Source organism: Actinomyces sp. Marseille-P3109 (genome assembly GCF_900323545.1).
GTDB lineage: Bacteria > Actinomycetota > Actinomycetes > Actinomycetales > Actinomycetaceae > Actinomyces.
The window spans coordinates 2,037,202-2,051,752 of the sequence record NZ_OOHN01000008.1 but is presented as its reverse complement, the minus strand read 5'-3'; the positions used below and the strand labels follow the sequence as shown (position 1 = coordinate 2,051,752).

Genomic DNA, 14,551 nt, shown 5'->3' with positions numbered 1-14,551 from the left:
CGCGCCCTTCACCCCGCCTTCGGCGAGATCCGGCGGCGAGTCATCGAGTCCCTCACCAGCGAGGCCTTCTATGAAGCAGAATGAATGTGATTGTCAGTATCGACATCTGTGGTGCCGTCTCCTAGGGTGGGGCCATGATCGGCTCAGGGGTTCAGGAGACTCTCTTCTTCCCACTTCTGGGGCGGGCTCGTGCTGCGCAAAGCTGGCCGAGCTGTTTCCAGGACTCCTGGTCCGAGCGCTTGGTCTCGATGGTTTCCACCGTCCGCCCTGGCATCGAGGATATGGATTTGGGTGAGATGCCCGCCGCCGTCTACGCCTTGCGCCACCTTGCCGCTGTGACGGAGATCCGGCGCTACCTGGATACCCACCCCGAAGCCGCCGTCGTCGATCTCGGCTGCGGACTGGATCGTCTCGTTGACGAGGTCGACAACGGTCGGGCGCTGATCTACAACCTCGACTTCCCCGACGTTCTCGAGTCCAGACGCACCTGGGCCGAACCCCATGAGCGAGAGCGGGAGCTTCCCTTCCCCCTCACCGATCACCGCTGGATGGATGAGGTCGACGCCAGCGGCGGACTGATTGCCGTGGCATCCGGGGTCTTCTACTTCCTGGAGAGCGGCTCGGTTCAGTGTCTTGTCGACGCGATGGCCCGCCGCTTTCCCGGTGGCCGTCTGGTCTACGACGCCGAGTCCCCGGAGATGGTCGCGATGAGCGAGCAGGCCGTGCGGGATCGAGGAATCGATGCGGCCCCCATGCCCTTCCGGGTCGCCGACCCCTGCGCCGCACACACCTGGAGCTCCCACGTCTCCCAGATCAGGGTGAACTTCGACCTGTCCTCCTACGCCGCCGATCCCTCAGCTCTTCCTGCACAGGTGCTCGAGGGCTTCGCCCACATGAGGCAGGGCCGGGCTCTCTATGAGGTCGTCGCTGATTTTGCCGTCGCAGGGGAGCCCCGCTGACACGTTGATCGAGGCGTGCTCGCCTTCTGAGGTGAGGCCTGAGAGACTAAAGGCATGCGAATCGCCATCGGCGCTCCAGGCAACGGAGCCCTCCTGAAGGAGGCCATCGAAGAGCGGTTGGTCGAGGATGAGCGCGTGAGCGACGTCGTCGACCTGTCCGCACCGGACATCACCTACCCGGAGGTCTCCTTCCGGGTCGCCAGAGCGGTCGCCGAGGGGCGGGTCGACCGCGGTGTGCTCATCTGCGGGACCGGCGTGGGAACCGCCATCGCCGCCAACAAGGTCCCGGGAGTGCGCGCGGCGACCGCGCACGACCTGCTCACCGTGCGTGGCTCGGTGGAGAACTACGATGCCCAGATCCTGTGCTTGGGGCAGAACGTCATCGCGCCGCCCGCCGCCTGGGCGCTCATCGATGTCTGGCTCGACCTGCGCCACGACCCCACCAGCAGCTACGGTCCCAAGGTCGGCGAGATCGTCGCCTACGAGGCACACCTTCACTCCTGACGTTGGACACCGTTCCGCACATCTTGGCCAGTCTTGCTGTGAATGGGACCTCGGTGCCCGGTTCTCGACCTCCGTGAGGAACCTCGCGCGAACTTGCATTGAGTGCAAAGCTGCATTGAGTGCAAGATGAGTGTGTGACTGGAACCGACCTGCGCGCCGCTCAGGCACGACGCACCCGCACCGCCATCCGCGCCGCCGCACTCACCCTGACCAAGGAACGCGGCTACGCGGCCATGACGGTCGACGACGTCGCCGCTCTCGCCGGCGTCTCCCGGCGCACCGTCTTCAACCACTTCTCCTCCAAAGCCGACCTCCTCGTCCTCGGCCCCGAGGCTCCCGAGCCGCAGGCCCTCGAAGCCTTCGTCAACGGCACCGGAACCCTCCTGGAGGACCTGGGGGCCCTGCTCGCCTCCGGTGCTGAGGCCGTCGAGTCCGAGCGCGGCTGGCTCCTGTCATTCCCTGAGATCGTGAGGGACAACCCCGAGGTCGAGCGCGCCATCCACGAGCGCCTGCGTACCGTCGCCCTGTCCTTGATCGACGCCGCCGGCCGCCGGCTGGGAACCGCTCCCGACGACCCGCGCACCCGCGCTGTCGTCGCCCTGGCCATGGGCATCCAGCGCAGCTCCGTGGACCTGTGGTCCGGGCGCGCCCACCCCTGGGAGCAGGGCGGCCCGGAGCCCTCCGCCGATGCCGAGGCCCCCACCGTGCGGAACGAGTGCCCCGAGGTCCGGCTGGCCGAGGCCATTCATGTCATGACCAGGGCCATCGCCGACGTCGTCGCCCAGCCTCAAACCGGAGGGAGACCTGACAGCGCCCCCGGCGGGCCGCCGACGGACCCGCCCAGATGACCTCGTGCCCCGCACCTCAAGTTTTTCCTTTCCATCCTTACCCACCTATCTCGTCCGCAAAGGTTCTAGCCGTGACTCAAACCGTCTCGACACCGGCACCCACCGGTACCGCCCACCACGAGCCGGGGGCCGATTTCCATCCCGACCGCCGCTTCTGGGCGGTCTACGCCTCGCTCCTGGTCGTCATGTTCCTGTCCGCCATGGATCAGACCATCGTCGGCACCGCCCTGCCCACCATCGTGGGCGACCTCGGCGGCGCCGCCCACATGGCCTGGATCCTGACCGCCTACACCCTGGCCATCACGGTCGCCATGCCCGTCTACGGCAAGCTCGGCGACCTCGTGGGCCGCAAGAACCTCTTCCTGGTGGCCATCGCCCTGTTCCTGGCCGGCTCGGCCCTGTGCGGCACCGCCGACACCATGACCCAGCTCATCATCTACCGCTTCATCCAGGGCCTGGGCGGTGGCGGCCTCATGATCTCCTCCCAAGCGATCACCGGCGACCTCATCCCGCCGCGCGTACGCGGCACCTACATGGCCCCCATGGGAGCCATGTTCGGCATCGCCTCCATCCTGGGGCCCATCATCGGCGGCTGGCTGACCGACTCGGTCTCCTGGCGCTGGACCTTCTGGATCAACCTGCCGCTGGGCGTTCTCGCCTTCATCGCCATCGCCCTGGTCCTGCGCCTGCCCAGCAGCCATCTGACCAGCCCCATCGACTGGTGGGGGCTCCTCCTGCTGAACGCCGGTGCCGTCGCCATCGTCCTCATGGCCACCTGGGGCGGCAACCAGTACGAGTGGACCAGCCCCGTCATCATCGGCCTGGGCGCCGCCGGCCTGGCCTGCTGGGGACTGTTCGCCCTCGCCGAGACCCGTGCCGCCGACCCCATCCTGCCCTGGTCGATCCTCACCAGCCGCACCTTCATCGTCTCTACGGTCGTCGGCATGCTCGCGATGGGCGGCATGATCGGTGTCCTGAGCTACCTGCCCACCTACCTCCAGATGGTCTACGGGTACTCGGCCACCGCCTCCGGCCTGCTGCTGGTGCCTATCACGGTCGGGATGCTCGTGTCCTCGATCCTCTCCGGCGTCCTCGTCTCACGCACGGACCGCTACCGGATCTACCCGATCCTCGGCCCGCTCATGGCAGCCGGCGCGTCCTTCTGGCTCTCCCGCCTGACGACGTCGTCCCCAGTCTGGCAGATCTCCGCGGCCACCTTCATCATGGGGGCGGGCGTCGGGCTGTTCTTCCAGCTCCTGGTCACCGTGGTTCAGAACGCGCTCCCGGCCCGGCACCTGGGCACGGCCACCAGCGGCAACAACTTCTTCCGCGAGGTCGGTGTCTCCCTGGGCGCCTCGCTCATCGGCGCGGCCTTCTCCTCCGGCCTCACCTCCAACCTCACCGATCGGATCGGGGCGCTGGCCCGCAGCGCGGACCCGGCCGTCCTGGGGTCGCTGGCCCAGTTCAAGGACGCCGACACCTCCTCGCTCACCCCTGCCCTGGTCAACAAGCTGCCCACCGCCCTGCACGACGCCGTCGCGAGCTCCTACGCCGACGCCCTCCTGCCGATCTTCGGCTGGATGATCCCGCTGTTCGTGGCGACCTCCGTCATCGCGCTCTTCCTGCCCGAGGTGCCCCTGTCCCAGAAGACCGCGATGGAGCAGATCGCCGAGGCCGAGAACGAGGCTGAGTCCGAGGTCAACGAGCCGACGCCGCGGGAGCCGGATCGTGCGGAGGAGCCGACGGAGCAGGAACCGGACATGGAGACGGCGGAGCCGGAGTCGGCGGCCGACGCAGAACGATGACACCGTAGGCTGGGGTCAGCATGGGCACGAAGGCGAAGAGGAAGTAGTCCTTGAGGAAGGCCAGCGACAGTCCCGTGGCGATCATGTAGATCAATCCGGTGCCTGCGCCTGCCGTGACTCGCAGGACCATGCGTGCGGGGAGCCAGGTGAACACTGTCCAGGCGAGCGCCGCACCACCGCACAGAATGGAGACCTCCACGACCGGGAACACCTCACGCAGCGACGACCACCAGGCGCTCACCGCAAAACCGGCCATGGATGCCCAGGCCAGAGCGGCAGCCCCCCATGTAGTCACAGCCGATGAGGGGTACCTTCCCGAGACCCACAGGGCGAGCGCGGTCAGGAGGGGGATGAAGGCGAGGTGCACGCCCGCAGCACCGGCCGCCCGGTTTGGGACTGCCGAGGCGATTGCTCCCACTCCGAGCACGACGGCGCTCACCGCCAGGAGTCGTATCCACGTGATTCTGCGTCCGGAGAGCATGCTCACCGTTCTGGATCCCGACCGGGGCGTGGTCGATGGAACCGCCGGATACGGGGCAGGCGCGGGCCTGCTGACGGCACTGATGACGATGAGCCCGATGATGCCGGGAAGATTCCCCCATCCCGGAAACAGGAGGAGGCTCCAGAGCGGGGGAGAAGTCAGTGCTCCCACGAGCAGCCCGACGGCGGCACGCAGGCCGGGATCCATCCTCCGACAGGCGGACAGGCCGTCAATGAGGACTCCCACAGCAGCCGCCCCCAGGCTCCAGGAGACGAAGAAAAGTGCCACCGAGACGTGATCGTTCCACTGGCTCCAGGTACCCGATCCCGCGTTGATCGCGCTGACCAGGCCCAGTATGGCGAAGGTGGCACTGGAGATCAGCGCAAGCACCAAGATGCCTGCGGCGTACGCGGTGTGCTGCGCGGTCGCCGCGGCCCGCTCGCGCAGAAGGCTGATGACGCCGATTGCCAGGAGAAACCCGATCAGGCAGGACAGTGCGGTCTGGATGAAGAACGGAGGGTCCTCCCTCCTCCCTGGCAAGAGGTCGGCAGTCAACGTGAGGGCCGTCAAGCCCATGTAGGTCACGAGCGCCAGGATCCCGCATGCCAGGGCCGTCCTGCGGCCGAGCCGGGCTCCGATGCGATGGCTCACGGGGTGTGCTTCATGAACGAAGGCATCCCGGGCACGGGTGTCAGGAAGGCCACCGGGTGTCACGGTCTTCTCTGAATGGACGTGTGATCCCGGGTGTTGTGGAATGTCCGCGTGAAGGGCGTACTGGGAGGGCTGCGATGTCGGTGTCGTTGGTGATGCCGATGGTGCCGGTGGCTGCTGGTGCCCTGGCCGTTTGAGGACGAGCGACAGAATGACGAGGACCAGGGAAGGACCGAAGACCCAGAACGGAATCAGGGCCGTGATGGCCATCATCGCCGCGACGGGAATCCCTACCATGATGGCGACCGAAGTGCGCAGCGCCGCGTGCATCCGGGTCCCGATACTCAGGGTGCCGTTGACGATGACCGCCACGGCGAGCACTCCCATGACGCCGTAGGTCGCCATCAGAGGCATACGCAGACGACCGAGGAGTGGGACGGGAGCACCGGTGTCGATAGCCGCGAAAGCGATCATCCATGCGATATTCGACACCGTTGCCACTATGCAGGTCAGCACCGTCATCGCGGCGGCGACGAATGCGTGGGGCGCCGGCAGCACTCCGCGCTCACGCACCAGCCCCAGGTATCCGGGGACCACGACGGCCCCGGAGAGGGGCGTCATGGCCGAATAGGCCCAACTGAAAATCGTATCGTCGCCCTGGCCTTCCATAATGACTGCGATGCCGAAGAGGGCAAAACTTATCAGACACAGTATGAGGCCGGTCACTGCGCACCGCAGGGCCGCCTGCATTCCCAATCTGGTCCCCATCCCGTGGAGGAAGACCGACCACCGTTGCCCAACCGTGGGGCGACTGCGCCCCAGTGCCTCGGCCTCGTCGAGCATGATGCCGAGCAGGACCTCGCCGTGGTGAGCCCGCCAGCTCCTCGGGTACCACCGGAGGAGCTGGCGGTAGTACTGCTCCTCCACCATCTCAGGCCACCCCCCAACGTGCGGTCTGCGGCCGAGGGCGCGCGGCGCTCAGGCCGGCCCGAGCGGCTCTTACGGAACGCTCCAGCGCCTGCGTCTCGGCGGCCAGCAGGTCGATGCCGGTCTCGGTGATGCGGTAGTAGCGCCTCGCCCTCCCGTCGACGACCTCCTGACCGTCGGAGCGGATGAGGTCCTTGCCCTCCAGGCGCTCGAGGGTCGCGTACAGGGTGGTGGGCTTCAGACGGGCCGCGCCGTCGGAGAGCAGCGCCGTCTCCCGCAGGATCTGGTAGCCGTGCCGGCGCCCGTTGGCGAGCGAGGTGAGAATCCAGAAGGCCGAGGAGGACAGTGACATGGGTACGAGTATATGACCGAATCGGTAATATGTCAGAGGAGGGTTGGTGGGGGTTGGGAGCGCCCCGTTCTAGAAGTGGTCCCAGGTCCGTGCCGAGGCTCTCTCGCGCCTGGTGCGCATGGGCTGCGCGGTTGAGTGTGCCGACTCCCGCATCCAGGTCGAGGACCGGGTGGCCCAGTACTTCCACGTCGGCTGGGGCTGCGTCGCCTGTTCCCGTCGTGCAGTACAGTCGCCATCGAGCGGTAGCCGGAGGAAGGATGAGACGGTGGTTGAACGGAAGCTCAGGCGGCTCCCGCCGGTGGTGGTCCTGTCGGCGGCCGCGCTGGCACAGAGGACCATGGCACGCGGCCGGAGAGTGACGCCGTCGTCGATGGCGGTGGCTGCTCCCGTACTCGGGATCTCGATATGCGCGCTCGCCGGGAGTGCGGGCAATTTTCTTCGGCACCGCACAACGGTCGATCCGGTGAGGGTCGAGCGCGCGCAGCACCTTGTTGTGGACGGTCCCAACCGGCTGACGCGCAATCCCATGTACCTGGGTCTGGCAGGAACGCTGCTCGCGCACGCGATCGCGCGCAGGAGCCCGTCCGCCGTGATCCCGATGATCGGCTTCGTCTGGCTGATCGACCGCTATCAGATCCCGGCCGAGGAGAAGGCCCTGGAGACGAGGTTCGGACGGGCGTATCTCGACTACAAGGAGGCCGTTCCTCGTTGGCTGAATGTCCCTGGCTCATCGCCGGGCGACCTCGGCCGCGAGTCGAGGATGCGCCGCTGACGAGGCAAGCCCCTTGACGATGATCTGCTGGACGAGGTCGCCAACATTGGTGGTCGGCCGGGCCGATGCTGTCGTCTTTACCCAGAAGGCCTTGGGTGGAGCGAGCCTCGCGGAGAGGCTCAAGGTCCACGGGCTGCCTGCTCAACTCATCCCCACCGGGCCGCCGACGAACGCCTTCCGGGCTCCGTTCGCCCTGGTTGCGCCGCCGCCATCGCCCGCATCGAACAGGCGTTGAGCTGAGGGGGAGTGGCCGGAGCCGGGTGACGCGGCTCGCACGAGCGGGCGGAATGACCCGACCATTCTCGTAGTTGAAGGTTGCATGAAATCATTCGGGTTCCTCAGCTTCGGACACTACGGACACGGTCGCGGCCCTGGCGACCCCGACGCCGCTCAGGCGCTCAAGGACGCCGTCGAGATCGCGGTCGGCGCCGACGAGATCGGCGTCAACGGCGCCTACTGGCGCGTCCACCACTACGCCCGCCAGGCCGCTGCGCCCATCCCGCTGCTCTCGGCGGCCGGCGCCCGCACCAAGCGCATCGAGGTCGGCACCGGCGTCATCGATATGCGCTACGAGAACCCGCTCTACCTGGCTGAGGAGGTCGCCGCCCTCGACCTGCTCACCGACCAGCGCATCGCCATCGGCATCTCCCGCGGATCGCCGGAGCAGGCGCGGCGCGGCTGGGAGACCTTCGGCTACGCCGGCAGCGCCGACCCGCGCGGGGCTGACGTCGCCCGCGCTCACACCGCCCAGTTCCTCGACGCCGTCCGGGGCGTCCCGCAGGCAGACCTCGACACCAGCGGCGGTATGGCCCCCGGCGCCAGCACCCGCCTGCGCATCGAGCCGCACGCCCCCGGCGTGGACCGCCGCATCTGGTGGGGCGCCGGCTCACGCGAGACCGCCGAGTGGACCGCTCGCCAGGGCCTGAACCTCATGAGCTCGACCCTCCTGACCGAGGCCACCGGCGAGGGCTTCTCCCACCTCCAGGCCGAGCAGATCCGCCGCTACCGTGAGACCTGGAAGGAGGTCGGCCACGACTGGACCCCGCGCGTGAGCGTCTCGCGCTCGATCTTCCCGATCGTCTCCGACGTCGACCGTAGGTTCTTCGCCCTGCGCGGCGAGGACTCCCGCGACCAGATCGGCGTCATCGACGGCCTGCAGTCGACCTTCGGGCGCACTTACGCCGCCGAGCCCGACGTCCTCATCGAGCAGCTGACGCAGGACGAGGCGCTTCACGCCGCCGACACCGTCATGCTCACCATCCCCAGCCAGCTCGGTGTCGACGTCAACCTCCACATCCTCCAGGCCTTCGCCGAGCACGTCGCCCCCGCCCTGGGCTGGCAGCCCAACACGGCCGGTCCTGTGACGGGATGCGCCCTGGAGGACTAGCAGCCCGACGGTGCCCTCTGCTCAGGACTGCGTCACCTCGCCGCCGCGGTCGGCCGGAACCTTCCGGCCGACCGCGATACGGTTTCGCCGTGGGGGACGCGGGGGAGGAGGCTCAGGTGGTCGTGTGGATGGAGCGCCACCAGGTGGCCCTCTACCTGAGCGCTCTCGCGGCCGGCGCCGTCCTGGGGCTGACCGTCCCGGCGCTGCGCAGCCTCCTTGAGGCAGCCATCACCCCGGTCCTGGCCGCACTGCTCTACGCAACCTTCCTCGGCGTCCCCTTCAACCGCCTGCGGGCCGCCTTCTCCGACGCCAGGTTCATGACGGCACTCCTGGTGGTCAACTTCCTCGCGGTGCCGGCAGTGGTGCTGCCCCTGTCCTGGCTGGTCGCCGATGAGCCGGGGCTCCTGGCAGGCACTCTCCTGGTGCTCCTGGCGCCCTGCGTCGACTACGTCATGGTCTTCACTCGCCTGGCCGGGGGAGCCTGGTCGCGCACTCTGGCGTCATCCCCGGTGCTCATGCTCGTTCAGGCCCTCGTGCTGCCCCTGTGGCTGGCGCTCGCGGCCGGAACCTCCAGCTCTCCAGGGGGCGGCATCAGCTGGTCGCCCTTCGTCCAGGCCTTCCTGGTCATGATCGCGTTGCCGCTGGTCCTGTCGGTACTGACCCGGCAGGGCGCCGGGAGCTCCTCCTCGGTGGCGCGGTGCTCCCAGGCGCTGGCCGCAACGTCGACGTCGCTCATGGTTCCGCTCATGATGGTGACCCTGGCGCTCGTTGTCGCCTCGCAGGTTCCTCAGGTCGTCTCCCGGCCCGACGTCGTGGCCCGGGTTATTCCCCTCTTCGTGGCCTTCGCGCTCATCATGCCGGCTGTCGGTGACGCTATCGGCTGTCTGGCCCGCCAGGGGCGCGAGGAGCGTCTTGCTCTCGCCTTCTCCGGAGTCACCCGCAATTCCCTGGTAGTTCTCCCACTTGCTTTGTCTCTGTCCGATTCTATGAAGGTTGTGCCGATTGTCGTGGTTACTCAGACGCTGGTGGAACTGATTGTCATGGTGATTGATGTCCGCTTGCTTCCTCGTCTGATTCGTTAGCCGGAGGAGCCGATGTGCGGATGTGTGAGACATGGGCTCCGTGCGGAGTGATGCACAGGTGCGGGCGCGGCGGGAAGCGCTATTGGTGTTGAGGGCGCGCCGATACTCGTGGCACACGGCAGGGACCGGCTTGGCGAGAGATCCTTGCGAAGACTCAGCGAATAAATCGGCGCAACAATGACGAGACCTGTGGGTCCGGGGCGATCCCGGGACCCACAGGCCCGTGTCATTGAGGATGGCATCGCCCTGGATTCCCATAACTCCAGGGGGACGCATCCTCCTTCGCCAGAGCGGTCCGCGCCGGGCTCCCTATCAACCCGAGCAGCCTCGAAATCCGATCGGTCGTCGGGCTCCCCAACCCTCGCGACCGGTTCCGTCCGGCGGCAGTCACTATGTAACCCGCCGCTCCTGTGGGAGCACTTCAATGCACCTGAAAGTCTTCTGGGAAGTCTCTCTGTGTTTTTGATCTGTTTTCATCAGATTCCTTGCTGAGGTTTCGGTGGTATGCAGTCGAGTGCGTCCCTGCTATTGACTTTAAAACGCATAGGCATTCATTGTCGCCTCGCTATGGGCTCTGTTGCCAACGTTTTGCGGCTCCTGTTGTGACGGGTGGAAGGGATTGCTGAGTCGGCGTGGCGGCGACTCGACAAGAAGTCGTTACGGCGACGTTAAATGATCTTGCGATGATGGGCGGAAAGATGCACATCCCGCCCTGAACGCGCCGGGATGGCCGTGCGACCGGTCAAATATGGTGAATGATCAGGTCACATCTCGGAAACGGGGTGTATTGTTCAGCCGTCCAACAGGAAATCAGTGGGCGGAAGGCGAAGGTCACCCGTCTCACCGCGCCAGACGCCGTCGCGCCCCGATCTCTCCAAGGAGCACTTGACTATGCCACAGGTCACCGGAGCCACCCACGAGGTGGGCGTGGACCAGCTGTTCTTCTCCACCACAGACGCGCGCGGCGTCATCCGCCACTCGAACAACGTGTTCATCGAGCTCTCCCGCTACCGACGCGACGAGCTCTCCGGTGCCCCGCACAACATCATCCGCCACCCGGAGATGCCCGGCGGAGCCTTCAAGGCCATGTGGGACACCCTTAAGACCGGCAGCCCCTTCGCCGCCTACGTACGCAACCTCGCCGCCGACGGCAGTGAGTACGACGTCTTCGCCACCGTCACTCCGCTGTCCGACGGCGGCTACCTCTCGGTGCGTACTCGACCGGTGTGCACTGACCTGTTCGACACCGCCAGCGCCATCTACCGCGAGGCCCGTGCCGTCGAGGACCAGGCCATCACCAACGGCGCTAACCGCCGTGCGGCGGCTGAGCAGGGGCTCGGCCGCATCGCCGAGCTGCTGGCCGGGGCGGGACTGTCCTCCTATGAGGAGTTCCAGAACGCGGCCCTGCCGGCGGAGGTGACGCGACGCGAAGAGCTCTCCGACGGCATCCCGGTGCGCCCCGGCGCCACCGGGGACCTGCGCGTCATGCTCGACTCGGTCACCACCATCGCCACCGGGCTCGACTCCTGGATGTCCGGCCAGCAGCAGCTCGCAGAGCTCTCCGCCTCGCTCAAGGCCGCCGGCAAGGGGTTGACTCAGACCCTGGAGGACCCGCGCCTGCGGCCTGAGCGGATCGCCGCCCTGGACCGCACCGACCCCAGGGTCAAGCCTCTCGCCGACCTGCTGGACCTGTGGACCCAGATGCAGGGCCTGGTCAGCCCTCTGGTCGCCCGGCTCGTCGACACCCTGGCCCAGCTCGACACCAACGGTGCCCGGACCGGGTTCCGTATCGCTCTGGCCCGCCTGCACGCCACCATCACGTCACTGTTCACCGTTGAGCTCATCGACGGCGTCGGCGACCCGCAGTACTCGGCCGAGGCCATCCCTGACCTCATCGAGTCCCTCAACGACGGCGTGGCCGAGATGGAGCGTCAGGCCCAGGCCCACAGGGCGCTCGCAGCCCAGGCGGTCGCCTACATCGGCGAGGCCAGCCGCATGATGACGATTCCCAACCAGCTCCTCATGCTGTGGACCGGGTCCCCGGCCTCGGCCGACCCGGCCCTGCCCGCCACGGCCGCCGAGCTGTCCGCGGCCGCCTCCGGTGTGGTCGAGTCCGTCGGCCATCGCCTTGCCGAGCTCGACGATCTCGCCGCCCGCTGCCAGGCCATCAACGTCGTCGACGGCGCCGCCGACCTGAGAGGCGCCCTGAGGTCCTTCACGACGGCGGCCAGCGCAGTCGCCCCGAGCTGAGTCCTCCGGCACTCCCGGAGCGGGGACATGCACGGGCAGAGCGCGAACGCCGCCCAGGTACACAACGGCGCCGGTTGGTGAACGCTTCCGTTCACCAACCGGCGCCACTGTGCTGAGCGAGCGCCGGCGCAGGCTCGCCGTCCCCTGGCCCGAGCTCAGTGCTGGTCGGTCTCGGAGTGCGGATCCTCCGGGCTCGTTGCGTCAGTGGAGGCCGTCCCCGGGGCATCCATGCCTTGCTCCTGCACGGGGCTTGCTGGTAGGGTGTACCCGTACGCCCCTGGCTGCTGCGGCCCGGAAGACCCCGTCGTACTCGAGTCACCCCCGAAGGCCGCCTGCGCGACCGGCTCGGTGCGAACCGGGACCGGGGAGGCCCAGCGCAGCTCGTTGCGGGCAGTCTCGTAGGTCAGGCCCGGGTAGCGGCCGAACTGCTCCTCGCTGGGCACGCTCGTGGTGGTGGAGTCCAGCACCGAGAGCATCTGATCCGGCGTCGGCCAGGAATCGGAGCGCTGGTAGCCACTGGGAGCCGAGGGCGGGAACCAGGCGGTCGACTCCGGCGGGCGGACCATGATCCGCCCGGGGCGGCTGCGGTCGCGCAGGGCGTGGGCGCGCCAGGTGTTGATCGGGTGGGTGGAGAGCCAGTTGCTCATGTGGAGCCAGAACCCCTTCTCACGCGTGGCACGGTCGGCCAGGGCGTGGGTGTTGACCTCGGCCCCCAGGTACTTGCCGCCGGAGAGGACCCCCATGGCCCCTGCCACGCCCTGCGGCGCGTAGGCGTAGCCGTGGTTGTCCGCCGTGTACTCCTGGGCACGCGAGAACGCCTGCCCCAGGAAGGGGACGTAGCTGACCAGCTGGGAGAAGGCGAGACGGAAGTAGGAGACGTGACCGGCGGCGAGGTGGCCGACCTCATGGCCGATGACGAAGCGCAGCGCCTCGCGGTCGCGGGCCTGGCCGCCGATCTCGAACAGGTCGGAGTTGACGGCCACGAAGCGCCGGTAGCCGTGACCGGAGGCGAAGGCGTTGAGTTGGCCGTTTCCCAGTACCACGTAGGCGTCGGGGACCCGCCGCAGGCCGAACTCCCGGGCCGCCTCGACCACCATCCGGTACCCCTCGGGGAACTGGGTGGGGGACATCTGCACCGAGCTCGCCCGCAGCTGGGCGTACAGGAAAGCACGGATGATCCACACGAGGAGAGGGAAGAGGGGGATGACCAGCAACACCTGAGACAGGGTGCCGCCGTCCAGGAAGAGGCTGCGGGCCTCGGCCTCCACGCCCGTGGCGTCAGAGGAGGAGGCCAGCCAGCTGACGAGGATGAACCAGGAGCCGTAGCCCATCAGCGTGGTGAGGACCGAGGCGATGAGCAGAGGGATCTCAGCGGGGTGGCGCAGGCCGCGGATTCCGGGGATGCCATGAACGGTTGCGCCGTTGAACAACCGGGGGCGGGAGGGGGCCCCGGCCGGCGTCATGACGCCTGAGGATCCGGGGGCTGCAGACGGAACAGGTGGTTGCATGGTGGCAACATAAACGACCTGAGCCGGGATCCCTCTCCTGCCCCAGGAGGATCTTCACCAAGCAACTTATCCGCCACATGGTGGGTGATAGTCGTGGTCTCTCCTCCCCATAGGACGGGGCCGTCCGCAGGGTCGTGGGGCGGAGTCGGAACCTGCCACTCCGGGGGCGACCCCGTAGGCTCTTGCCCGTGCCTCAGTCCTTCTCGCCCCCTTCGCCGTCCTCGTTCTCGCCGCAGCCGCCCTCCCTGTCCGGGCACCCGGACCACGTGGTGCCCTGGGGCATGCAGATCGCCGTGCGCTACGACAAGGTTCACCCGCCGCGGCGGATCGATGTCGCCGAGGCCGCCGCCCGCGCCGTCGTCGCCCTCCTGGCGGCGCCCGCCTCCGCCCCCGGCGGGCCGTGGAACCAGGCCGTCGACCACTGGCGCGATGGGCGCATCCGCAAGCTCGTGCGTCGCGCTCGCGGCAAGCGCTGGGAGGAGATCCAGGACATCGACGGCGTCACCGTCACCCAGGACGGCCCGGCGGGCTGGGGGCGGGCGGCGGCGCGGGCCTTCGTGCCCGGACCGGTGCGCCCCCTGCCCGGGGCCCTGGCCAAGACCCAGGTGGAGGGCACTCACTTCCCGGACGGCAGCGAGCTTCCTCCTCCGCCGGCTGCGATCACCGCGCGCGTCGCGAAGGATCCGGCCGCAGCAGACGGGATCGCGCTCGGGTCGGCGTCGGCCTCCAGCGGGGCTCTCGTGACGATCGAGGCCACGCCCCTGCATGAGATGACCTCGGGCAAGCTCGCAGCCCAGTGCGGCCACGCCGCCCAGCTCGCCTGGGAGAGTCCGGCGATGGAGCCCGCCTTCCGGCAGGCCTGGGCCGACGACGGCTTCCGGGTGCGCGTCGTCGTGCCCAGCCGCGAGCAGTGGGAGACCACCACTCGACCCGTCCGCGTCACCGACGCCGGATTCACCGAGCTTGACGGTCCCACGGAGACGACTCGCGCCTACTGGTGAGCGCCCGGCCCTTCACTGGCTGTG

The 14,551-nt window shown here is 68.1% G+C and carries 12 protein-coding genes; 9 read left to right on the top strand and 3 right to left on the bottom strand.

The annotated features are described in order from the left end of the window. The first annotated feature begins 281 nt into the window (after positions 1-281). The 4 genes from BQ8008_RS08925 to BQ8008_RS08910 all read left to right on the top strand — a co-directional run bounded on the left by BQ8008_RS08925 (position 282) and on the right by BQ8008_RS08910 (position 4,116). Positions 282-959: a class I SAM-dependent methyltransferase gene (locus tag BQ8008_RS08925; protein ID WP_234415314.1), complete on the top strand. Its 678-nt coding sequence runs from the start codon at positions 282-284 to the stop codon at positions 957-959. Between the two features lie 54 nt (positions 960-1,013). Then, complete coding sequence (locus BQ8008_RS08920; protein ID WP_108833705.1) at positions 1,014-1,463, top strand: RpiB/LacA/LacB family sugar-phosphate isomerase; 450 nt, start codon at positions 1,014-1,016, stop codon at positions 1,461-1,463. Between the two features lie 134 nt (positions 1,464-1,597). Continuing rightward, entirely contained in the window at positions 1,598-2,311 is a 714-nt protein-coding gene (locus BQ8008_RS08915; protein WP_108833704.1) for a TetR/AcrR family transcriptional regulator, read from the top strand. Between the two features lie 71 nt (positions 2,312-2,382). Next, positions 2,383-4,116 carry an MDR family MFS transporter gene (locus tag BQ8008_RS08910; RefSeq protein ID WP_108833703.1) on the top strand — a complete coding sequence of 578 codons (1,734 nt, stop codon included), beginning with the start codon at positions 2,383-2,385 and terminating at the stop codon, positions 4,114-4,116. Here the strand turns inward: BQ8008_RS08910 and BQ8008_RS08905 are convergent. Continuing rightward, a complete protein-coding gene (locus tag BQ8008_RS08905; protein ID WP_199907967.1) occupies positions 4,010-6,178 on the bottom strand; it encodes a nodulin in 2,169 nt (722 codons plus the stop codon). The two genes, BQ8008_RS08910 and BQ8008_RS08905, sit on opposite strands and share 107 nt — an antisense overlap. Position 6,179: 1 nt before the next feature. Then, entirely contained in the window at positions 6,180-6,527 is a 348-nt protein-coding gene (locus BQ8008_RS08900) for a PadR family transcriptional regulator (protein WP_108833702.1), read from the bottom strand. A gap of 265 nt (positions 6,528-6,792) precedes the next feature. Between BQ8008_RS08900 and BQ8008_RS08895 the strand changes: the two genes are divergently transcribed. From BQ8008_RS08895 to BQ8008_RS08875, 4 genes are all read left to right on the top strand, one after another. Beyond that, positions 6,793-7,299: a methyltransferase family protein gene (locus tag BQ8008_RS08895; RefSeq protein WP_234415313.1), complete on the top strand. Its 507-nt coding sequence runs from the start codon at positions 6,793-6,795 to the stop codon at positions 7,297-7,299. 319 nt (positions 7,300-7,618) lie between these two features. Further along, the gene (locus BQ8008_RS08885; protein WP_108833700.1) at positions 7,619-8,686 is read left to right on the top strand and encodes an LLM class flavin-dependent oxidoreductase; all 1,068 of its coding nucleotides are present in this window, start codon (positions 7,619-7,621) and stop codon (positions 8,684-8,686) included. 89 nt (positions 8,687-8,775) lie between these two features. Continuing rightward, the gene (locus BQ8008_RS08880) at positions 8,776-9,768 is read left to right on the top strand and encodes an arsenic resistance protein (RefSeq protein ID WP_108833699.1); all 993 of its coding nucleotides are present in this window, start codon (positions 8,776-8,778) and stop codon (positions 9,766-9,768) included. An 891-nt stretch (positions 9,769-10,659) separates the two neighbouring features. Further along, on the top strand, positions 10,660-12,018 hold the full coding sequence (locus BQ8008_RS08875; RefSeq protein WP_108833698.1) for a PAS domain-containing protein: 1,359 nt from the start codon (positions 10,660-10,662) through the stop codon (positions 12,016-12,018). A gap of 155 nt (positions 12,019-12,173) precedes the next feature. On the opposite strand, the gene BQ8008_RS08870 is transcribed toward BQ8008_RS08875, so the two are convergent. Further along, the gene (locus BQ8008_RS08870; RefSeq protein ID WP_234415465.1) at positions 12,174-13,448 is read right to left on the bottom strand and encodes a M48 family metallopeptidase; all 1,275 of its coding nucleotides are present in this window, start codon (positions 13,446-13,448) and stop codon (positions 12,174-12,176) included. Positions 13,449-13,714: 266 nt separating this feature from the next. On the opposite strand from BQ8008_RS08870, the gene BQ8008_RS08865 reads away from it, so the two are divergent. Next, the gene (locus tag BQ8008_RS08865; protein ID WP_442778222.1) at positions 13,715-14,527 is read left to right on the top strand and encodes a peptidyl-tRNA hydrolase; all 813 of its coding nucleotides are present in this window, start codon (positions 13,715-13,717) and stop codon (positions 14,525-14,527) included. The last annotated feature ends 24 nt before the right edge of the window (positions 14,528-14,551 follow it).